The organism is Mycolicibacterium alvei (assembly GCF_010727325.1).
In the GTDB taxonomy this organism is placed as follows: Bacteria; Actinomycetota; Actinomycetes; order Mycobacteriales; family Mycobacteriaceae; genus Mycobacterium; species Mycobacterium alvei.
In genome coordinates, this window is record NZ_AP022565.1 from 1,425,775 (window position 1) to 1,447,342 (window position 21,568).

Annotated in this window: 17 protein-coding genes; 3 read left to right on the forward strand and 14 right to left on the reverse strand. The window is 67.1% G+C overall.

The genetic code is table 11. The annotated features are described in order from the left end of the window. Positions 1-7: 7 nt before the first annotated feature. The 6 genes from cobA to mqo form a co-directional block, all read right to left on the reverse strand. Positions 8-1,225, reverse strand: a complete 1,218-nt coding sequence (gene cobA, locus G6N44_RS06820; protein WP_163669689.1) for a uroporphyrinogen-III C-methyltransferase — start codon at positions 1,223-1,225, stop codon at positions 8-10. A 35-nt stretch (positions 1,226-1,260) separates the two neighbouring features. Next, positions 1,261-2,634, reverse strand: a complete 1,374-nt coding sequence (locus tag G6N44_RS06825; protein ID WP_163662304.1) for a cobyrinic acid a,c-diamide synthase CobB — start codon at positions 2,632-2,634, stop codon at positions 1,261-1,263. 82 nt (positions 2,635-2,716) lie between these two features. Next, on the reverse strand, positions 2,717-3,331 hold the full coding sequence (gene cobO, locus G6N44_RS06830) for a cob(I)yrinic acid a,c-diamide adenosyltransferase (protein WP_163662306.1): 615 nt from the start codon (positions 3,329-3,331) through the stop codon (positions 2,717-2,719). A gap of 34 nt (positions 3,332-3,365) precedes the next feature. Next, positions 3,366-5,240, reverse strand: a complete 1,875-nt coding sequence (locus tag G6N44_RS06835; RefSeq protein WP_163662308.1) for a magnesium chelatase subunit D family protein — start codon at positions 5,238-5,240, stop codon at positions 3,366-3,368. Then, on the reverse strand, positions 5,240-5,713 hold the full coding sequence (locus tag G6N44_RS06840; protein ID WP_163662311.1) for a GNAT family N-acetyltransferase: 474 nt from the start codon (positions 5,711-5,713) through the stop codon (positions 5,240-5,242). The genes G6N44_RS06835 and G6N44_RS06840 overlap by 1 nt, the downstream gene beginning before the upstream one ends. 13 nt (positions 5,714-5,726) lie before the next feature. Next, on the reverse strand, positions 5,727-7,166 hold the full coding sequence (mqo, locus tag G6N44_RS06845; RefSeq protein WP_372508103.1) for a malate dehydrogenase (quinone): 1,440 nt from the start codon (positions 7,164-7,166) through the stop codon (positions 5,727-5,729). Between the two features lie 338 nt (positions 7,167-7,504). On the opposite strand from mqo, the gene G6N44_RS06850 reads away from it, so the two are divergent. Both G6N44_RS06850 and mtr read left to right on the forward strand, forming a co-directional pair. Further along, on the forward strand, positions 7,505-8,533 hold the full coding sequence (locus G6N44_RS06850; RefSeq protein ID WP_163662315.1) for an alpha/beta hydrolase: 1,029 nt from the start codon (positions 7,505-7,507) through the stop codon (positions 8,531-8,533). Between the two features lie 9 nt (positions 8,534-8,542). Further along, positions 8,543-9,928: a mycothione reductase gene (gene mtr / locus G6N44_RS06855; RefSeq protein WP_163662317.1), complete on the forward strand. Its 1,386-nt coding sequence runs from the start codon at positions 8,543-8,545 to the stop codon at positions 9,926-9,928. Here mtr and nicT read toward each other — a convergent pair. Genes nicT through G6N44_RS06890 form a run of 7 tightly spaced genes read right to left on the reverse strand, consistent with a single transcriptional unit; the run spans position 9,925 to position 16,419 of the window. After that, positions 9,925-11,031 carry a Nickel transporter NicT gene (gene nicT, locus G6N44_RS06860; protein WP_163662319.1) on the reverse strand — a complete coding sequence of 369 codons (1,107 nt, stop codon included), beginning with the start codon at positions 11,029-11,031 and terminating at the stop codon, positions 9,925-9,927. The two genes, mtr and nicT, sit on opposite strands and share 4 nt — an antisense overlap. A gap of 58 nt (positions 11,032-11,089) precedes the next feature. Continuing rightward, complete coding sequence (locus tag G6N44_RS06865; protein ID WP_372508102.1) at positions 11,090-11,428, reverse strand: ArsR/SmtB family transcription factor; 339 nt, start codon at positions 11,426-11,428, stop codon at positions 11,090-11,092. After that, a complete protein-coding gene (locus G6N44_RS06870) occupies positions 11,429-12,154 on the reverse strand; it encodes a FadR/GntR family transcriptional regulator (RefSeq protein ID WP_163662323.1) in 726 nt (241 codons plus the stop codon). Positions 12,155-12,171: 17 nt separating this feature from the next. Then, complete coding sequence (locus tag G6N44_RS06875; protein WP_163662325.1) at positions 12,172-12,945, reverse strand: 3-oxoacyl-ACP reductase; 774 nt, start codon at positions 12,943-12,945, stop codon at positions 12,172-12,174. Continuing rightward, positions 12,946-14,310 carry an aldehyde dehydrogenase family protein gene (locus G6N44_RS06880; RefSeq protein WP_163662327.1) on the reverse strand — a complete coding sequence of 455 codons (1,365 nt, stop codon included), beginning with the start codon at positions 14,308-14,310 and terminating at the stop codon, positions 12,946-12,948. It lies immediately after the preceding gene. After that, a complete protein-coding gene (locus tag G6N44_RS06885) occupies positions 14,307-15,026 on the reverse strand; it encodes a gamma-glutamyl-gamma-aminobutyrate hydrolase family protein (protein WP_163669691.1) in 720 nt (239 codons plus the stop codon). Before G6N44_RS06885 ends, G6N44_RS06880 begins: the two co-directional genes overlap by 4 nt. 25 nt (positions 15,027-15,051) lie before the next feature. Then, positions 15,052-16,419, reverse strand: a complete 1,368-nt coding sequence (locus G6N44_RS06890) for a glutamine synthetase family protein (protein WP_163662329.1) — start codon at positions 16,417-16,419, stop codon at positions 15,052-15,054. Positions 16,420-16,608: 189 nt separating this feature from the next. Between G6N44_RS06890 and G6N44_RS06895 the strand changes: the two genes are divergently transcribed. Continuing rightward, positions 16,609-18,198, forward strand: a complete 1,590-nt coding sequence (locus G6N44_RS06895; RefSeq protein ID WP_163662331.1) for an amino acid permease — start codon at positions 16,609-16,611, stop codon at positions 18,196-18,198. On the opposite strand, the gene G6N44_RS06900 is transcribed toward G6N44_RS06895, so the two are convergent. After that, on the reverse strand, positions 18,199-21,525 hold the full coding sequence (locus G6N44_RS06900) for a DEAD/DEAH box helicase (protein ID WP_163662333.1): 3,327 nt from the start codon (positions 21,523-21,525) through the stop codon (positions 18,199-18,201). Between the last annotated feature and the right edge of the window lie 43 nt (positions 21,526-21,568).

A 21,568-nucleotide genomic window follows, 5' to 3' on the forward strand; every position in this document is an offset into this window, starting at 1 on the left:
AAATCCTTTAACTCGCGAAGGCCGCCACGGGGCCGATCACGATGATCGCGGGAGGTCGAATGCCGTCCGCGCGGATCCGCTCGGGCGCGTCACCGAGCGTGGCCTGCAGGGTGCGCTGCGCGACCGTGGTGCCGTGCTGGACCACCAGAACCGGTGTATCAGCAGGTCGACCGCCTTCCAGGAGCGCCTTGGTGAACAGCTCGATGCGTTCGACGGCCATCAACAGCACGATGGTGCCGGTCATCGCCGCCAGCGCATTCCAATTGACTAACGATTCGGGGTGGTCGGGCGCAACATGGCCGCTGACCACCACGAACTCGTGGGTCATGCCGCGGTGCGTGACCGGAACCCCGGCCAGTGCGGGCACCGATATGGCACTGGTCACACCGGGGACGACGGTGACCGGGACACCGGCCTCGGTGCAGGCCAGGACCTCTTCGTAGCCGCGGGCGAAGACGAACGGATCGCCGCCTTTGAGGCGGACGACGAACTTTCCGGCCCGGGCGCGGTCCACCAGGATCTGGTTGATTGCGTCCTGAGCCATCGCCCGCCCGTACGGGATCTTGGCCGCGTCGATCACCTCGACGTGAGGCCCGAGTTCGGCCAGCAACTCCTGGGGGGCCAGCCGGTCGGCGACCACCACGTCGGCGCGGGCCAGCAGGCGTCGTCCGCGCACGGTGATCAGCTCGGGGTCTCCCGGACCGCCGCCGACGAGGGCCACTCCTCTAGGCGCCTCCCCCGGCTCCGCGCCGGAGTCGGCGGCGAGCAGGCCGCGCTGGAGCGCTTCGTGGATCGCGGTGCGGATGGCCGCCGAGCGGCGGTGCTCACCGCCGGCGAGGACGCCTACTGACAGGCCGTCGGAGTCGAATGTCGCCGGGGTCACCGCCGACCCTTCGCGCGCCACGTCGGCGCGAACGCAGAAGATGCGCCGCTCGTCGGCTTCGGCGGCGATGGCTGCATTGACCTCGGAGTCGTCGGTGGCGGCGAGCACGTACCAGGCACCGTCGAGATCCCCGGTGCGGAAGTCGCGCAGCTGCAGCGTGATGCCAGGCTCGTCGTGGGACAGCGCCTCCACAGCGGGGCTGGCGGCCCGGGCGATGACGTGTACGTCGGCGCCGTGGGCGATCAGCAGCGGCAGCCGACGTTGCGCGACGGTTCCGCCGCCGACAACGACGACCTTCTTGCCCGACAGACGCAAGCCGACGAGGTAGGCATTCCCTGAAATCACATTCCTCCTCGCGTCCGGATCACCCGCCGAGCTTAGTGGTTGCTACCACCGGTCCGTTGTGTCGGCACCGCCGACATGACGAAGCGGGTGATGGCCCGCGGGTGCGCGGCGGGGTGGGTGTGCAGATACCCGGCGTGCACTCCGCCCCGCACGGCGCCGTCGCGCCGGGCCACCCCCCCGGGGCCGGAAAATACCCAGGCGGCAGGCAGCTCTTCGGCGAATTCCACTGCGGTTCGGTGGAATTCGTGTCCGGTGACCCGATCGCCTGCGGCGTGCATGCTGGAGTCGACGACCGCGACCGCGTCGCGGTACCCCAGCGTGAGGCGTTCGGTGAACCGGGCCGAACCAGCCAGCACACCGCACATCGGCACGCCGTCGAGATCGTCGACCAGGTACGTCAGGCCCGCACACTCGGCATGCACCGGGGCGCCGCGGGCGGCCAGCTCCCTGATCTGCTGGCGGACAGGATCGTTGGCCGACAGTTCGGCGGAGAACTGTTCGGGAAATCCCCCGGGCAGTACCAGCGCGTCCGCACCGGCGGGCAGCGGCTCGGACAGCGGGTCGAACTCGGCGACCTGCGCCCCGGCGCCGCGCAGCAACTCGGCGTGCTCGGCGTAGCTGAAGCTGAATGCCTTACCGGCGGCCAGGGCCACCGTGACGTTGCTCACCGACTCGGCGACCGGGCACCACGGTTCGGCGGTGACGTGCGCGGTTGCTGCGGATACCAGCGCCCCGAGATCCACGTGGCGGGCTACCAGCGCGGTCATCGCGGCCACCGCGTCACGGGCCTGGCGGCCGTGCTCGACCGCGGTGATGAGACCGAGATGTCTGGACGGGACCGATAATTCGTCGGCCCGCGGAATCGCACCGAGCACCGCCACCCCGGCGTGCTCGCACGCCTGGCGCAACACCGCCTCGTGCCGGTCGGAGCCCACCCGGTTGAGGATCACCCCGGCGATCCGCACCGCCGGGTCGAAGGTGACGAAGCCGTGGATCAGGGCGGCGATGCTGTGGCTCTGGCCGCGCGCGTCGACCACCAGCACCACCGGGGCCCCCAGCAGCCCGGCGACCTGGGCCGCCGAACCTCGCGGGATACCGGTCATCTGCCCTTCGATGCGGCCGTCGAACAGGCCCATGACACCCTCGACCACCGCAATGTCGGCACCGGCGCAGCCGTGCCGGTACAGCGGCCCGATCAGATCCTCGCCGACCAGCACCGGGTCGAGGTTGCGGCCCGGGCGGCCGGCGGCCAACGCGTGGTAGCCGGGGTCGATGAAGTCCGGGCCCACCTTGAACGGCGCGGGAGTGTGACCGGCCTGACGTAGCGCACCGACCAATCCCGTTGCCACCGTGGTCTTCCCGCTGCCCGATGCCGGTGCCGCGATCACCACCGCCGGGGTGGTCACGCGTCCCCCAGCACCGCGAGCGTGCGTGTCTGCTGCCCGGCACGCCGTAAAACTGCAGCAGTTTGCGCACGCTCGGTGGTGTCTACCACTCGATGCCCTTCTGGCCCTTGCGGCCGGCATCCATCGGATGCTTGATCTTGGTCATCTCGGTCACCAGGTCCGCGGCGTCGATCAGGGCCTGCGGGGCATCACGCCCGGTGATGACCACGTGCTGGGTTCCCGGACGGCCGGTCAGCACCTCGATCACCTCGTCGACGTCAACCCAGCCCCACTTGAGCGGATAGGTGAACTCGTCGAGCACGTAGAAGTCGTGACGTTCGTCGGCCAACCGACGTTTGATCTCGGCCCAGCCGTCGGCAGCGGCCGCCGCATGGTCGATGTCGTCGCCGTGCTTGCGGGTCCAGGACCAGCCCGAGCCCATCTTGTGCCACTCAACCGGGCCGCCGGCCCCGTGCTCGTCGTGCAGCCGACCGAGCTGGCCGAACACGGCCTCCTCGCCGACCTTCCACTTCGCACTCTTGACGAACTGGAACACCGCCACCGAAAAGCCCTGGTTCCAGGCCCGCAGCGCCATCCCGAAAGCCGCGGTGGACTTGCCCTTCCCCGGCCCGGTGTGCACCGCGAGCAGCGGTGCGTTTCGTCGCGCCTTGGTCGTGAGGCCGTCGTCGGGAACGGTCAGCGGCTGTCCCTGTGGCATGGGCGATCCTTCCTGCGCAGAGTCTCGGGCCGGGCTAGGCGGCGGTCTGGTGCTGCACGAGCCGGGTCAGTTCGGCTGCGCGTAGCTGCTCGAGCCGGACTGCTGGTGAACCCAGCTGTTCGGCCAGTTGTCCGGCCAATCCCAGTCGCACAAACGATGTTTCACAATCGACCACCACGGCGGCGGCACCCTCGGCCACCAACGCGGCCGCCGCCTGTCTGGTCCGGCCCAGCGGATCGGGGCCCCCGGTGGCGCGGCCGTCGGTGAGCACCACCACCAGGCTGCGCCGGGCGCGGTCGCGGGCCTTCTCCCGGATCACCAGATCGCGGGCGGCCAGCAGGCCCTGGGCCAGCGGGGTCTTGCCCCCGGTGTCGAACCGGGCCAGCCGGCGGCTCGCGATGTGTACCGAGGTGGTGGGCGGGAGCAGCACCCGCGCGTCCTGTTGGCGGAACGTGATCACCGCGACCTTGTCCCGACGTTGATAGGCGTCGCGCAGCAGTGACAGTGCCGCGCCGGTGACCGCCGACATGCGGTCGCGGGCGGCCATCGATCCGGAGGCGTCGACGACGAAGATCACCAGATTGCCTTCGCGGCCTTCGCGTACCGCACGCCGGATGTCTTCGGGACGGGGGCGCGGCAGACCCGCACCCGGTTGACGGCCTGCGGTGGCGAGCAGTGTGGCGAACATGTGCAGCCCATGCCCGACGCCGGGTTCGGCGGTGGCCGCGATCGGGGTACCGGTCCGGTTGCGCGCGCGCGAACGGCGGCCTGGCGCACCCTCGCCGACCCCGGGAACCACGAGTGCCTTGGTCCGGAACACCGCCGACGGCGGGGCGCTGGGTCGGGTCGACGGTTGCTTCGAATTACCCTGCGGCGCGGTACCTTCCGAGCCGGCATCGGCGCCGCCACCCGGCGGGTCGAAGTCGGGGTCGAAGTCCGGCCCTGGCGGCTCGCTGTCCTGTCGGGCCTGCGCGGCCGACTCCCCCGCCTGTTGCATCGCCTCTTCGAGGCGTTCGGGGTCCAGGCCCGGATCATCGAACGGATCACGACGACGACGGTGCGGCAAGGCCAGTTCGGCGGCCACCCGGATGTCATCTTCGGCGACCGTGGTGGCGCCGCGCCAGGCGGCATGGGCGACGGCGGTGCGCGCCACCACCAGATCGGCGCGCATTCCGTCGACGTCGAACGCCGCGCACAGCGCCGCGATACGCCGTAATTCGATGTCGGGCAGGACCACCGAGCCGATCGCGGCCCGGGCTGCGGTGATCCGGTCGGCCAGTTCGGCGTCGGCGGCCGCATAGCGATCGACGAAAGCCCGCGCGTCGGCCTCGAACGCCATCCGGGCGCGGATCACCTCGACGCGGACATCGACGTCGCGTGAGGCGGCGACGTCCACGGTCAGCCCGAATCGGTCCAGCAGCTGGGGCCGCAGCTCGCCCTCCTCGGGGTTCATGGTGCCGATCAGAACGAACCGGGACTCGTGTGAGTGCGAAATCCCTTCCCGCTCAATATGAACCCGACCCATGGCAGCTGCGTCGAGCAGCACGTCGACCAGGTGGTCGTGCAGCAGGTTGACCTCGTCGACGTAGAGGACGCCGCCGTGAGCGCGGGCCAGCAGACCCGGCGAGAAAGCGTGTTCGCCGTCACGGAGCACCTTCTGCAGGTCCAGCGATCCGACCACCCGGTCCTCGGTCGCGCCGATCGGCAGTTCCACCAGTCGGGCCTCGTCGTCGACCGCGGACAGCACTGTGGCCAGTCCGCGGACCGCAGTGGATTTCGCGGTCCCCTTCTCACCGCGGATCAGCACACCGCCGATCTCGGGGTGAACCGCGCACAGCAGCAGCGCCAGGCGCAACCGGTCCTGCCCCACCAGTGCGCTGAAGGGATAGGTGTGGGTCTCCGCCGTCATCAGGAGGACTCGCTCTCGCCGCGGGGCCCGGGACGTGCCATCGGCACGTGCGGAATCCCATCATCAAGGAATTCGTCGCCGTCGCGGACGAATCCGTGCTTGCCGTACATGTCGACCAGGTAGGTCTGGGCGTCGATGCGGCACGGGTAATCGCCGACCTCGGCCAAGGCGGCCTGCATGAGCCGGGTGGTGTGCCCGCTGCTCCGAGCGCTGCGTTTGGTGCACACCCGGCCGATCCGGAAGGCCTTCTCGCCGCCGGCGTGCTCCTCCATCAACCGCAACGTCGAAATGACTTCACCGTCAGGGCTTTCCAACCAGAAATGGCGGGTCTCAGCAAGCAGATCCCGGCCGTCGAGCTCCGGATAAGGGGTCGCCTGCTCCACCACGAACACCTCGACACGGAGCTTGAGCAGTTCATAAAGCGTGGGTACGTCGAGGTCTTTGGCCCAGCTGCGGCGTAGTGCGACCGTCATCCGCCCGCCTCGGTCACGCAGTCACAGGTGCGTCCAGTAGGAGCGCCTTGCTACCCCACGCCCACACTTCCTCGAACAGGCCGGGTTCATCGGACAGCTTGGCGCCGAGTGAGGGCACCATCTCCTTGAGCTTGGGCACCCAGCCCTGGTAACGATCGGCGAAGCAACGCTCCAGCACATCGAGCATGGCCGGCACCGCGGTCGACGCGCCGGGCGAGGCGCCGAGCAGACCGGCGATGCTGCCGTCGGCAGCCGCGAGCACGGTGGTGCCGAACTCCAGCACGCCGCCGGCCCCCTTGCGCCGGATCACCTGCACGCGCTGTCCGGCGATGTCGAGTTCCCAATCGGAATCGACTGCGCTGGGCGCGAATTCGCGCAGTGTTTCGACCCGTGCGGCCTCACTCAGCAGCAGCTGGCCGACCAGGTAGTTGACCAGACCCATCTCGGTGAGTCCGACCCCCACCATGGACATGATGTTGTTGGGCTTGACCGACAACGGCAGGTCGGTGAACTTGCCCTGCTTGAGGAACTTCGGCGTCCAGCCGGCGAACGGACCGAACAACAGCCACGACTTGCTGTTGATAACGCGGGTATCCAGGTGGGGTACCGACATCGGCGGGGCACCCAGCGGCGGCAGCCCGTACACCTTGGCCTGGTGTCCAGCGGTCAGCGCCTGGTTGTTGGTCCGCAGGAACGCGCCGCCCACCGGGAAACCGCCGAAGCCCTTGGCCTCCGGGATACCCGCCTTCTGCAGCAGCGGCAGCGCGCCACCACCGGCGCCCACGAACACGAACTTGGCATTGATCTTGCGCTTGAGGCCGGTGCGCCGGTTGGTCACCTTGACGGTCCAACTGCCGTCGGACTCCTTGTTCAGATTGCGCACCTCGTGGCCGAACAGGGTGTCCATTCCGCGCTGCGCGGTGAAGCCGATCAGCTGACGCGAGAGCGCACCGAAGTCGACGTCGGTGCCGTGCTGCGACCAGTTCAGCCCGACCGGATCGGAGAAATCACGCCCGGCGGCCATGAACGGCAACCGGCGGGCGAATTCGTCCTTGTCGTCGATGAACTCCATCGAGGCGAACAACGGATTGCCGACAAGGGCCTCGCGACGGCGCTTGAGGTAGTCGACGTTGCCGGCGCCGTGCACGAAACTGACGTGTGGGATCGGATTGAGGAAGCCGCGCACGTCGGGCAGCACGCCGTTCTCGGCCGCGTAGGCCCAGAATTGCCGCGATACCTGGAACTGCTCGTTGACGTTGATCGCCTTGGTGATATCGATCGAACCATCGGACAGCTCGGGCGTGTAGTTCAGCTCACACAGCGCCGAGTGCCCGGTGCCCGCGTTGTTCCAAGGATCGCTACTCTCGGCGGCAGCGCCGTCGAGCCGCTCGATCATGGTGATGGACCAGTCCGGCTCCAGCAAGCGGATCAGAGCGCCGAGGGTTGCGCTCATGATGCCGGCCCCAACCAGCACGACGTCGGTCTTCACGGTCGTACCCACGTTTGCCTCAGACACCCTGATCGATCGTCCTTCGTATTGAGCGCCCGACGCCGTCGACGGGCTTTCTGTCATGCCAAGGTTATCGCGCGACGAATCGCAGTTGGCCAGGCATGGTAGTGCGATCCGTCACCCGTCCGGCCTCGTCAGCCCGACGATGACCGCCACCCGCCCCCGGATCGTGTGCGGGGCGCAGCAACTCCCCAGGTCGTCGGGCCGGCAACAGACACCCCCATGGCGTTTTCGGAGCCGGTTTCCGGTGCCGGTTTCCGGCTCGCGGCTAGGCTGGAACCGTGACGTCACGGGAGCCCGCCTGGGAGCCGGATGTATTGCCGGGGTTCTGGCAGCAGACCATCGATGCAGGACCCGATCCCGACGGCGAAGGCGATCTGGTCGCCACGCTGGTACGTCGTGGACCCGGGGACGCGGCGGGGCGATCCGCCCACGCCGTGCTGGCCTTGCACGGTTACACCGACTACTTCTTCCACACCGAACTGGCCGAGCGATTCGCCGACCGCGGGTTTGCCTTCTACGCGCTGGACCTGCCCAAGTGCGGACGCTCGCGCCATGAGGGCCAGACCGCACATTTCACCACCGACCTGGCGCGGTACGACCACGAGCTGCAGCGGGCGCTGGAGGTGATCGCCGCCGACACCGGCGACGCCAAGGTGTGCCTGTACGGGCACTCGGCCGGCGGTTTGATCCTCACCTTGTTCGCCGACCGACTGCGACGCAGTGGCGGGCTGTCCACTCATCATGTCGGTGGGCTGATACTCAACAGTCCGTTCTTCGATCTGCACGGACCAGCGGTCCTGCGCACCGCGCCCACGTCGGCTGCTCTGGTCGCCCTGGCGCGGCTGCGGAAGCTGTCGGTGATCCGCAAACCCACCGATGGTGGTTACGGCACCACGCTGCATCGCGACTACGGCGGTGAGTTCGACTACAACCTGGAGTGGAAACCGTTGGGCGGCTTCCCCGTCACGCTCGGCTGGATCAATGCGATCCGCCGCGGGCAAGCCCGCCTGCACCGCGGCCTCGACGTCGGCGTGCCGAATCTGATCCTGCGGTCCGACCGCAGTGTCACCGAATCCTCCGATCCGGCAGCCATGCAACGCGGTGACGCGGTGCTGGATGTCAGTCAGATCGCCCGATGGTCCGGTTGTGTGGGTAGCCGCACCACGGTCGCCCCGATCTCCGACGCCAAGCACGATGTCTTCCTGTCGATGGCCGACGTGCGGGAGGCGGCGTACCGCGAGTTGAACCAGTGGCTGGACTACTACCTCAGTCTGCAAACCCGGCCGAGCACCACATCTTCCGGATAGGGACAGCGCATGGATCACTACGACCTGACCATCATCGGTACCGGTTCGGGCAACAGCATTCTCGACGATCGCTATGCCGGGATGAAGGTCGCGATCTGTGAGCAGGGCACTTTCGGGGGCACCTGTCTCAACGTCGGCTGCATCCCCACCAAGATGTTCGTCTACGCCGCCGAGGTCGCTCACACCGTCACCGACAGTGCGCGATTCGGGGTCGACGCACACATCGACAAGGTGCGCTGGTCCGACATCGTCTCCCGGGTGTTCGGTCGAATCGACCCGATCGCGGCCGGCGGCGAGGATTACCGTCGAAATGATCCACACATCACCGTGTACGCCGGCCACACCCGGTTCGGTCCCACGACTGCCGACGGCCGCTACACGCTGCGCACCGAGGCCGGTGAAGAATTCAGCAGCGATCAGGTGGTGATCGCTGCGGGCTCACGTTCGTACATCCCGCCGGCCATCCTGGACTGCGGCGTCATGTACTACACCAGCGACGACATCATGCGGATCCCCGAACTGCCCGAGCATCTGGTGATCGTGGGCGGTGGATTCGTCGCGGCCGAGTTCGCGCACGTGTTCTCGGCGCTGGGAGTGCGGGTCACCATCGTGGTGCGCGGCGCCGGCATGCTCACCCATTGCGATGAGACGATCTGCCACCGCTTCAGCGCGCTGGCCGCCCAGAAGTGGGACCTGCGCACGCATGAGAACGTGATCGGCTCCCACCACGACGGCGAGAAGATCGTCCTGGAACTCGACGATCGCAAGACCCTCACCGCCGACATGCTGCTGGTGGCCACCGGGCGAGTTCCCAACGGGGATCTACTCGACGCCGAACTCGCCGGGGTCGAGGTGGACGAGGACGGCTTGGTGATCGTCGACGAGTACCAACGCACAACGGCGCGTGGCATTTTCGCACTCGGCGATGTGTCGTCGGACTATCAGCTCAAGCACGTGGCCAACCACGAGTCGCGGGTGGTCCAGGAGAACCTGCTGTGCGACTGGGACGACGTCGAGGCGATGGTGCCCAGCGATCACCGGTTCGTACCGTCGGCGGTGTTCACCGAACCACAGATCGCCGCGGTCGGACTGACCGAGGCGCAGGCGCGGGACGACGGGTACGACGTCGTCACCAAGGTCCAGGCCTATGGCGACACCGCATACGGCTGGGCCATGGAGGACACCACCGGCGTCGCCAAGTTGATCGGTGATCGCGAGACCGGGAAGATCCTGGGCGCGCACATCATGGGCCATCAGGCCTCCTCGATCATCCAGCCGCTGATCCAGGCGATGAGTTTCGGTCAGACCGCAAAAGAGGTTGCCCGTGGCCAGTATTGGATTCACCCGGCATTGCCCGAAGTGATCGAAAATGCCTTGTTGGGCCTGCTCGACTAGGCCTGCGCCGACCAGCGCTGCTCGATCCGGCCGAACCGCCAGATCCCCAGGGCCACGCCCCAACTCAGCGCGAAAAGGCCGACGATCGCATAGCCGACGAACTTCAGGTCGGCCGATCCGACGAAGGCCAGTGGCCCGGTGGTGATATCGAGGCGCTCCACCAGCAGGCCGGTCAGCACGATCGCCCCGATCCCCAGTGCCACGATCACCGACAGCACCGTGACGGTCAGGTTGTAGTAGACCTTGCGAACCGGTTGCAGGAACGCCCAGCCGTAGGCCCGCGCCATGAAGATGCCGTCCGCACTGTCGAAGAGGCTCATGCCCGCCGCGAACAACACCGGTAGCACCAGCATGGCGTACCACGGGAGCGTGAAGGCCGCCGTCCCTGCCGCGAGCACCAGCAACGCCACCTGGCTGGCGGTGTCGAACCCCAGCCCCATCAGGAACCCCACCGGGTACAGGTGCCAGGGCTTGTTGACCCGCCGCATGACCCGGCTCAGCAGCCGGGCTACGAATCCCCGGCTGTTGAGCTGACGCTCGAGCTCCGCCTCGTCGAAATCGCCGGTGCGCATCGCGCGGAATACCTTGGCGATGCCCACAGCGGCCACCAAGTTCGTCAGCCCGATCAGGATCAGGAATGTGCCTGCCACCAGCGAGCCGATCAGCCCCAGGGCCTGAAGCGTTGCCGAGTTCTCGTCCTGTACCGGACCCACGAGCGCCCGTACACCCAGCGCCAGCAGCAGCGCGAGACCGAACACGACGCTGGAATGGCCCAGGGAGAACCAGAAGCCCGCCGATACCGACCGGGTGCCCTCGCCGACCAGCTTTCGCGTGGTGTTGTCGATGACGGCGATGTGATCGGCGTCGAACGCGTGCCGCACGCCCAGCAGATAGGCCGTGACGCCGAGACCCACCCCGAACACCCCGGCCGAACCCAACGAGATGTGTTGGGGGGCAACACCGAAAATCAGTACACCCCAGCCGATGACGTGGAGGACCAGCACCACTGCGGCGACCGCGGCAATCGACGTCCAGTCGGCACGGCCGAAACTGGTGGCCAGTCGGGCGGATCGGGCGGTTGCCGGCGGTGCACCGATGGTCATTGGTCGAGCGTAGGACGAGCACCGATATCTGTCTAGGTGAACAGATGAGAGTGTCGCTTCAGCCGTGCCGCGCCCCGATCCAGTGCAGCAGATCATGCACGGTCTCGTCCTCAAGTCGGTAGTTGACCGTACGGCCGACCCGGGTGGAGGTGACCCAGCCCTGCTCGCGGAGTACCCGTAACGCCTGGGATACGGAGTTCTCCGAACGGCCGAGAGCCGTAGCCAGGTCACTCACACAGATACCGGGTACCCGGTGCAGGCCGAGGAGGATCTCCAACCGGTGCGGGTCGGACAGCAGGTCGAAGCGCTGCGCCCATCCCGGGGTGTCGACGTCGGTCAGGGCTGACGATGCGCGCTCGACCTGAACCTCTTTACCGTGCTGGTGCACAGCTCGAATCTAGTCCAGAAACCCGTGCAACAACGCCGACGAGCCCCCGACGTGGGCCAGCATGGCTGCGGCGGCCCGTTCACCGTCACCGGCCAGGATCGCCATCACGATCGCCTCGTGCTGTTCATCGGAATGAGCGATGTTGCGCGCCAACAGCGGGATCTGGTCCAGCAGGGCGTTGATCCGCATCCGGTTCTCGGCGATCAGCGGCACCAACGACGGGGATCCCGCCGCGGCCGCGATGGCCAGATGCAGCCGCGAATCAAGGCGACGGTAGTCGGCGGGTTCGGCAGCGCGGACGTCGGCCAGCCGCGACCACAAACCGTCCCGCTCGGCCGCGCTCAACGTGCGCCCGGCAGCCATCCGCGCCGCCCCGACCTCCAGAATCTCGCGCAATCGCAGCACATCGTCGATCTCCTCGCCCGTCGGACTGGGGCCGTCGGCGGTGTGTCGGGGGACTTCGTCGGTGAGGAAGGTGCCGCCGTACCGCCCTCGCTTGGACACCAGATAACCGGCGTCGGCCAGCGATTTGATCGCCTCTCGGACCGTGTCACGGCTGACTCCCAGGCGGGTGGCCAGCTCACGTTCGGGCGGCAGTGACTCCCCCGGACTCAACACTCCCAATCGGATCGTCTCCAGCAACCGGCCGACGGTGTCCTCGAAGGCGTTGCCCAGCCGAACCGGACGCAACAGCGCACCGGCTGCCGGCTGCTGCGGATCCGGTTCGGCTGTCATGGCTGGCTACCTCGGTGTCACAGCGGCGTCACGTACGCGGAGCTGATGCCGCCGTCGACCAGGAACGTGGAACCCGTGATGAACGACGCGTCGTCGCTCGCCAGGAACGCCACCGCGGCGGCCAACTCCTCGGGTTCGGCGAAACGGCCGACCGGGATGTGTACCAGCCGCCGCGCGGCACGCTCGGGATCCTTGGCGAACAACTCCTGCAGCAGCGGGGTGTTCACCGGGCCTGGGCACAGGGCGTTGACCCGGATGCCCTGTCGGGCGTACTGCACCCCGAGCTCGCGGGACATCGCCAGCACCCCACCCTTGGAGGCGGTGTAGGAGATCTGGGAGGTGGCCGAACCCATCACCGCGACGAACGAGGCGGTGTTGATGATCGAGCCCTTGCCCGCCGGCACCATGTGCCGCAACGCGGCCCGGCACGACAGGTACACCGATTTCAGATTGATGTCCTGCACCCGCTGCCAGGCCGGCAGCTCGGTGGTCTCGATCAGGTCGTCCTCGGGAGGCGAGATCCCGGCGTTGTTGAACGCGATGTCGACCGAGCCGAATGTCGCTGCCGCGGTGTCGAAGAGATGGTCGACGGCATCCTGGTCGGATACGTCGACACCGATGAACAGCCCGTCGAGTTCCTCGGCGGCGGCCTCGCCGGTGGCAGCGTCGATATCTCCCACCACGATCGTGGCGCCCTCGGCGCGCAGCCGCCGTCCGGTGGCCAGGCCGATGCCGCCGGCGCCACCGGTGATGACGGCAACCTTGCCGGCCAGGCGTTGGGTCAGATCCATCTACAACTCCTCTACTGCGAAAAAGACGTTCTTGGTCTCGGTGAAAGACAGTGGTGCGTCAGGCCCCAACTCGCGCCCCAGACCCGACTGTTTGAACCCGCCGAACGGCGTGTTGTAGCGCACCGACGAATGCGAGTTGACGCTGAGATTGCCCGATTCCACCGCCCTCGACACCCGCATCGCGCGCGAGAGATTGTCGGTCCATACCGAGCCGGACAAACCATAAGGGGTGTCGTTGGCGAGTGCGATGGCGTCGGCTTCGTCCTCGAACGCGAGCACGGTGACCACCGGCCCGAAGATCTCGTCGGTCACCGTGCGGTCGGTGCGCTGCGGCGTCAACACGGTCGGCGGGAACCAGAACCCGGGCCCTTCGGGGGTGGAACCCCGGAAGGCCACCGGGGCGTCGTCGGGCACGTAGGACGACACCGATTCCCAGTGCGGACGGGACACCAGCGGTCCCATCTCGGTGTTGCGCGCCGTGGGGTCCCCGACGGCCACGCCCTTGACCGCCGGCTCCAGCAATTCCATGAACCGGTCGTAGACACTGCGCTGCACCAGAATCCGGCTGCGTGCACAGCAGTCCTGGCCGGCGTTGTCGAACACTCCGTACGGTGCGGTGGCCGCAGCCTTCTCCAGATCGCAGTCGTCGAACACGATGTTCGCACTCTTGCCACCCAACTCCAGGGTCACCCGTTTGACCTGAGCTGCGGCCCCGGCCATCACCCGCTTCCCCACGGTGGTGGACCCGGTGAACACCACCTTGCGCACGCCGGGATGGGTGACGAACCTCTCCCCGACCACCGAACCCTTGCCGGGTAGCACCTGGAAAAGCCCGGCCGGCAAACCTGATTCGACGGCGAGCTCACCGAGCCGGATCGAGGTGAGCGGGGTCCATTCCGCGGGCTTGAGCAGTACCGCGTTACCCGCGGCCAGTGCGGGTGCAAAACCCCAGGCGGCGATCGTCATCGGGAAGTTCCACGGCGTGATCAGCCCGACCGTGCCCAACGGCTCGTTGAACGTGACGTCCAGGCCGCCGGCCACCGGGATCTGCTTGCCGCTCAACCGCTCCGGAGTAGCAGAGTAGAACTGCAGGACGTCGCGGACGTGCCCGGCCTCCCATTCGGCCTGGCCGATCGGATGCCCGGAGTTGGCCACCTCGAGGGCGGCCAACTCATCGATGTGGGCGTCCACGACGGCGGCGAAGGCGCGCAGCGCAGCGGCCCTGTCGGCCGGTGCCAACCGGGCCCAGGCCCGTTGCGCCACGTCCGCACGTGCCACCGCGTCGTCGACACCGGCCACGTCACAGAGTTGGACCGTGGTCAGCACCTCTTCGGTGGCCGGGTTGATGACCTGGCTGGAAGTCATGAAACCCTCTCTGTCGCATAGATTCTGGCGGCATCCACCACGGCGGTGAACAACCGTAGGTCGTCGAGGCTTTCTTCCGGGTGCCATTGCACGCCGAGCACGAACACATCGCCGGACAGTGCCGGATCACGTTCGACGGCCTCGATCACGCCGTCGCTGTCGCGCGCGCTGACCACCAGGCCCGCACCGAGCCGGTCGATGGCCTGATGGTGGTAGCACTGCGCATCGGATGTCGCGCCGATCAGAGCTGCCAGCCGGGTGTCGGGCACGGTGTGTACCGCCGATGTGCCGAACACCGCGTCGCCCTTCTGATGATGACTGTGCCCGATCACCTCGGGCAGGTGCTGGTGCAGGGTGCCGCCGAGCGCCGTGTTCAGGACCTGCGCCCCGCGGCACACACCGAGCACCGGAATATCGCGTCGCAGGGCGGCTTCCAGCAGAGCGAATTCCCAGGCATCGCGCCCGGTCGCCGGCGCGTTGGTGGCCGGATGCGCCTGCTGTCCGTAGCGCCGTGGATCCACGTCCGGACCGCCGGTGATCACCAGCCCGTCGACGCGGTCGAGCACCCGGTCGGCGATCTCATCATCCACCGGTTGCGGCGGTAACAGCAGCGCGATACCACCCGCACGGGTGACACCTTCGAAATACACCTGCGGCAGGAAACTGGCCGGCACGTCCCAGACTCCCGTCTGCGCCTGCTGCAGATAGGTCGTCATACCGATCACCGGCCGGGCGCCCGGCTCAGAGCCGCTCAAAACCGCGCACCCTTTCCCAGTCGGTCACCGCGGAATTGAACGCCGCCAGTTCGACCCGGGCGTTGTTCAGGTAGTGCTCGACGACGTCGTCCCCGAAGGCGGTGCGCGCGACCTCAGACTTCTCGAACAGCTCGGCTGCCTCGGCCAGGGTGGTGGGTAGCCGTTGCGCCTCACTGGCATAGGCATTGCCCGGCAAGGCTTCGGGCAGTTCCAGCTCATGATCGATGCCGTACAGCCCGCCGGCGATCAGTGCCGACACTGCCAGGTACTGGTTGACGTCGCCTCCGGGCGCCCGGCATTCCACCCGCATACCGGACCCGTGGCCGACCACCCGCAAGGCGCAGGTGCGGTTGTCCATGCCCCAGGCAATGGCGGTGGGCGCAAAGCTGCCATCGGAAAATCTCTTGTAGGAGTTGATGTTCGGCGCATGGAACAGGGTCAGCTCGCGCAGGGTGGCCAGTTGGCCGGCAATGAAACTACGGAACATCGACGACATCCCGTGCGGCCCCGACTCGTCGGCGAATACGAGTGATCCGTCATCGCCGCGCAGCGAGATGTGGATATGACAGCTGTTGCCTTCGCGTTCATCGAACTTCGCCATGAAGGTCAGGCTCTTGCCGTGCTGGTCGGCGATCTCCTTGGCGCCGTTCTTGTAGATGGTGTGGTTGTCGCAGGTGTTGCGGGCGTGGTCGTAGCGGAAGGCGATCTCCTGCTGACCCAGGTTGCACTCCCCCTTGACGCCCTCGCAGTACAGCCCGGCGCCCTCCATGCCGCGGCGGATGTCCCGCAGGAGCGGTTCCATCCGGCTGGAGGCCATCATCGAGTAGTCGACGTTGTAGTCGCTGGCCGGTGTCAGATCGCGATAGCCCGCCGCCCACGCCTCGCGGAATGTGTTGTCGAAGACCATGAATTCGAGCTCGGTGCCGACGTAAGGCACCAGTTTCCGCTCGGCCAGACGGTCGATCTGACGGTTGAGGATGCTGCGCGGCGCCTGCTCGACAGCGCGACCGTCGAGCCGCGACAGATCAGCCATCACGAGCGCGGTGCCGGGCAGCCACGGGACGACCCGCAGGGTACTGAAGTCCGCGGTCATCACCATGTCGCCGTATCCGGTATCCCAGCTCGACATCGAGTAGCCGTCGACGGTGTTCATGTCGACGTCGACGGCGAGCAGGTAGTTACAGCACTCCGCACCGTGCGCGGCCACCTCCTCGACGAACAGCCGTCCCGAGACCCGCTTGCCCGTCAGCCGGCCCTGCATATCGCAGAAGGCGACGATCACGGTGTCGATCTCGCCCGACGCCACCAGGCGCTCCAGGTCGGCCCGTGCCAGCATGCCGGGGTTCTGGCTCATTGCGCACCCTCCTGCCCGTGTGGGACTTGCCGGCCAACCTTCCGGCCTGCCGACCATTACTTCGCCGATGACGTGACGATCGTGCACCGAATTCCCACGATTGTCACCTCAAAAGGTAGGACAGCAGACCAATAACGTTCTAAGGTCCGGGTGGCAGTCCGCCCACCGCCCTGCACACGAGGAGCCGCCATGCCCGAGGGGCACGAAGAACTCACCGAACACCTCACCGACGACGAAGAACATCTCGCCAAGCTCGGCTACGTCCAGGAACTGCAGCGGTCCTGGTCGGGATTCTCCAACTTCGCCATCTCGTTCTCCATCATCTCGATCCTGGCGGGTTGCTTCACCTCGTTCGGGCTAGGTTGGAACAACGGTGGCCCGGCCGCCATCGCCTGGGGCTGGCCGATCGTCTCGTGTTTCATCCTGATCATCGGGTTCTGCCTGGCCGAACTCGTCTCCGCATATCCCACGTCCGGTGGAATCTATTGGTGGGCCTCCAAACTCGGCGGACCCAAGGCCGGCTTCTATACCGGCTGGCTCAACCTGATCGGATTGGTCGCGATCCTGGCGTCGGTGTCCTACGGCAGCGCGACGTTCCTGGACCTCACCCTGGGCACCTTCAGCGAATCCTGGCTCGCCGGCTACAGCCTGACCCGGGTGTTCATCATGTTCCTGATCATTCTGGCGGTCTCGGCGGTGATCAACATCTTCTCGTCACACCTGCTGGCCGTCATCAACAACGTCTCGGTCTGGTGGCACGTCGCGGGCGCCACCGCGGTGATCGCCATCCTCTGGCTGCTCCCCGATCAACACGCCAGCGCCTCCGAGGTTTTCGCCAAGACCATCAACAACTCCGGGATCTTCTCGGGCTCCACCTCCGGGTGGGGCTTCCTGCTGTTCGTCCTGCCGATCTCGGCAATCCTGACGCAGTACACGATCACCGGCTACGACGCTTCGGCCCATCTGTCCGAGGAGACCAAGAGCGCAGCCAACGCCGCCGCGAAGGGCATCTGGCAGTCGATCTTCTACTCGGCCATCGGTGGCTGGATCCTGTTGCTGTCGTTCCTGTTTGCGGTGCAGAACTCCGACGAGGTGTCCGCCAACGGTGGAGCGGTGGCGACGATCTTCACCCAGGCCCTGGGATCGAAGTGGGCCGGCGTCGTGCTGCTGATCGCCACCGCGGGGCAGCTGTTCTGCACCACCGCCTGCCAGACCAGCGCCTCACGCATGCTGTTCGCCTTCAGCCGGGACCGCGCGGTCCCAGGCCACCAGCTGTGGTCGAAGGTCAGCGCCAGCCGCGTGCCCGCCAACGCCGTCATCGTCACCGCGGTGATCGCGGCGATCATCACGCTGCCCGCCATCGTGCCGGTGAAGATTCCGGTCAACGGCGTCGACGTGCCGTCACCGGTGGCGTTCTATGCGGTGGTCTCGATCGGCGTGGTCGGGCTGTACCTGTGCTTCGCGGTACCGATCTACTACCGGAGGAAGGCCGGCGACTCGTTCGAACAGGGCCGGTGGAACGTGGGCGACAAGTACAAGTGGATGGCGCCGGTGGCCATCATCGAAATCGTCGTGACCTCGATCATCGCGATGTTCCCGACCTCGCTGGGCGGCATGCCGTGGGATCCGAGCTTCGAGTGGAAGTTCGTGAACTACACGCCGCTGCTGGTCGGCGGCGTGCTGGTGCTGCTGTTCCTCTACTGGCACGTGTCGGTGAAGCACTGGTTCACCGGTCCGATCAAACAGGTGGACACCTCCACCACACCTGTCTCCGGTTGATCAGCCGAGCAGTTCGCGGATATCGGAGGCGGTGACGGCCGAGCCGAACAGATCGCCGTCATCGACCACGGCGGCGAACAGGGCCCGCTTGCGGTCCTGCAACGCAACCACTTTCTCCTCGATGGTGTTCTCCGCGACCAGACGGTAGACGGTGACCGGCCGGGCCTGCCCGATGCGGTGGGCCCGGTCGACCGCCTGCGCCTCGGCGGCCGGGCTCCACCACGGGTCACACAGAAAGCAGTAGTCGGCGGCGGTGAGGTTGAGCCCGAATCCACCGGCCTTCAGGCTGATCAGGAACACCTGCTTGCTGCCGGCATCGAATTCCTCGATGGCCCTGGCTCTTCCATCGGAGTCGACCGAACCGTCGAGATAGCTGTAGGCGGTCCCCGCGGAATCCAGATGCGCGCGGACGATGCCGAGAAACCCGGTGAACTGGCTGAACACCAGTGCACTGTGCCCCTCGGCCACCAGCTGATCGAGTTGCTCGACCAGGAAGTCGATCTTGGCCGACCCGATCGAGCGTGCGGAGTCGTCGACCAACCCCGGATGCAGGCTCAACTGGCGCAGCAGGGTCAGCGACCGGAAGATCTGGAACCGGTTCTTCTCCCAGTCCCCCAGCAGTCCCAACACCTTCTGCCGTTCCCGGGCCAGCCGCGTGTCGTAGATCTTGCGATGCTTGGCGCTCAGCCCGATGGTCAACACCTGCTCACTCTTCGGGGGCAGCTCGGTCAGTACCTGGCCCTTCGTGCGGCGCAGCAGCACCGGCTTGATCCGCCTGCGCAGCACCGGGAGCAGGTCGTCGGCCTGACCCGATTCGATCGGCTTACGGAAATACGTCTCGAACACCTTGGGTGACGGGAACAGACCGGGCACCGTGATCGACAGCAGCGACCACAACTCCATCAGGTTGTTCTCCATGGGTGTGCCGGTGATCGCCAACTTGAACGGCACGTCGAGCAGCCGGGCCGCCTGATGGGTCTTGCTGTGGTGGTTCTTGACGAACTGGGCCTCGTCGAGAACCATTCCGGCCCATGGGATTTGCGAGTATGCGCCGACGTCCATGCGCAGCAGCGTGTAGGAGGTGACGACGATGTCGGCCGCGGCCACCTGTTCGGCCAACCCGATGGCCGCCCGGGCATTGGTCGAGGTCACCACCACCGCATTCAGACCAGGGGCGAACTTGCGGCACTCGGCCACCCAGTTGCGCGCCACGCTGGTCGGCGCCACCACCAGAAACTTCCCGGCCCCGCCGCTGACGGCCCGCGCGATGAGTGCCAGGGTCTGCACGGTCTTGCCCAGTCCCATGTCGTCGGCGAGGACCCCGCCGATCCCGTTGTCCCACAGGAAGGAGAGCCAGTCCAGCCCGTCCCGCTGGTAGTCGCGTAGGTCGGCGTCGAGGCCCACCGGCGGTTCGATCGGCGCCGGCGGACGCGCGGCGGCCAAGCGCCCCAGATTGGCCCGCCACCGGGCGAGCTGCTCGTCGACAACGCCGAGCTCCAGCAGTTCGTCCCACAATGTGACGTTGAGCGATGCGGCGTTGACCCGGTCCCCGTCGATCTCACCGAGCGCACGCGCCTCGTCGAGCAGGGCTCTGAACCGGACCAGCTCCGGCGTGTCGAGCCGGAAGTAGATACCCGATGGCAGCATCATGTGCGTTGCGCCAGAAGCTAATTCGCGGATGACCTCGGGCAGGGCCACCGTCTCGCCGTCCACGCTCACCGTGACGTTCAGGTTGAACCAGTCACCCGGAACGGAGGTGTCTCCGGAGAACGACAGCACCGGGTCGGCACCGGCAGCTCGATACCGGCCATCGGCATCGACGATCAGATCCGCGTAACAGCTCAGTTGCGGCAGGGTCTGGTCACACAGCACCGCGGCCTCCACAGCGGTGAGAGTGACCCCGCCCAGCAGAGTGCGCTGGGACGCGACCGCGACCGCGTCCACAGCGCTCACGGCATTGACGATGGCCCGTAATTCGTGGACCGCCTCGGCGTCGAGCGTCGTGGAAATGCGGCGGTTGACATGCTGTGTGGCTTGACGTTTCCAGTCCTGCGCGGCCGCTGCGACCACCTGCAACGCCGGCAGCACCCGATGCCAGAGCTCCTCCTCCGCGGCCGGGTCGCGATACCCGATCAGCCCGGCCGAAGACAGCGGGTCGAAGTCGTGATGCTGATCGTTGACCTCATATCGGGTGCTCCAGAAGGCCCGTGCACCGCCGTCGACGATCTTGACGGTCAGCGCGGGCTTCGGGCCGGTGATGGTCGGTGGGACGAAGAGACCGTCGGCGACCTCCATGTCCACACTGCTGGCCAGGCGGGGCAGGATGTCGACCGCAAGTTCGCGCGCCATGTCGACCGGGATGTGCACCTGCTCGTGATGGCCCAGAAGCTCGGCCATGGTGCGTCCGGGAACCGGATCGAAGGCACCCAGCCGTAGCACCGAGTCGACAACCTGAAACATCCCGTGCGGCGCCGGCATCCCGATCAGTCCGACGCCGGCGGGGTCGCGTTCCTGCCCGTCGACGATCAGGGACACCGACATCACGGCACCGCCACCGCCCTCGGCGGCGAAGTCCAACCGGAGGTGGACGTTCTTGGCCAACTCGACCGCACGGATACCCGTTGCGGGGTCGGCCAGGATGGTCACGCCGGCGTCGAGCACCTCGTCGAGCCGCGGCCACAGGGTGGCGGGCATTCCGTTGAGCATCATCCCTTCGCCGCTGTGCGGCGCGGAGTACCGCACCATCTCCGACACCAGCGCGCGCACCGCCCGGTACTGCTCACGATCGAACTCGCCGGCATCGGGGTGGTCCGCGAGGCGACGCCAGGTCAATGCCCGGGTGATCCAAGTGCCCCGTTTACCGAGAGTCAGTGGGCGCAGCATCAGCAGCGTCCCCGGGCGGTAGCGGGTCGGTGCACCGATGGAGAATTCCAGCGCGATCGGTTTGCCGCCCCCGCCGGGGACGGCGACCTCGTCGAGCACCTTGTCGAGCAGGTAGCGCCAGCGCTCCACCGGCTCATGTGCCGCATCAGCCGGCGCGGCGGTCAGCACCAGGGCGACCGCATGTTTGCAGAACGACCCCACGGGGCATGAGCACAACGCCCACTCGACGACAGCCCGGCTGCCCGCCGACAGGCCGACCTCAAGGACGTAGAACTGACCATGCGAACCCACACACCGTCCGCGCAGCACCCGATCGTCGGCATCGAACTCGACGTCGCGGACGCGGCCCTCGGCCGCATAGCGTTCACCGCGCACGGTCGACTGCGCACCGAAATCGCGAATCAGCTCGTCACGGGCTATGCCGAAGCCGAATCCAGGCCCCATGTGAGGAGGATAGGGCCACTCCCCGACAGCTCCTGGTCACACC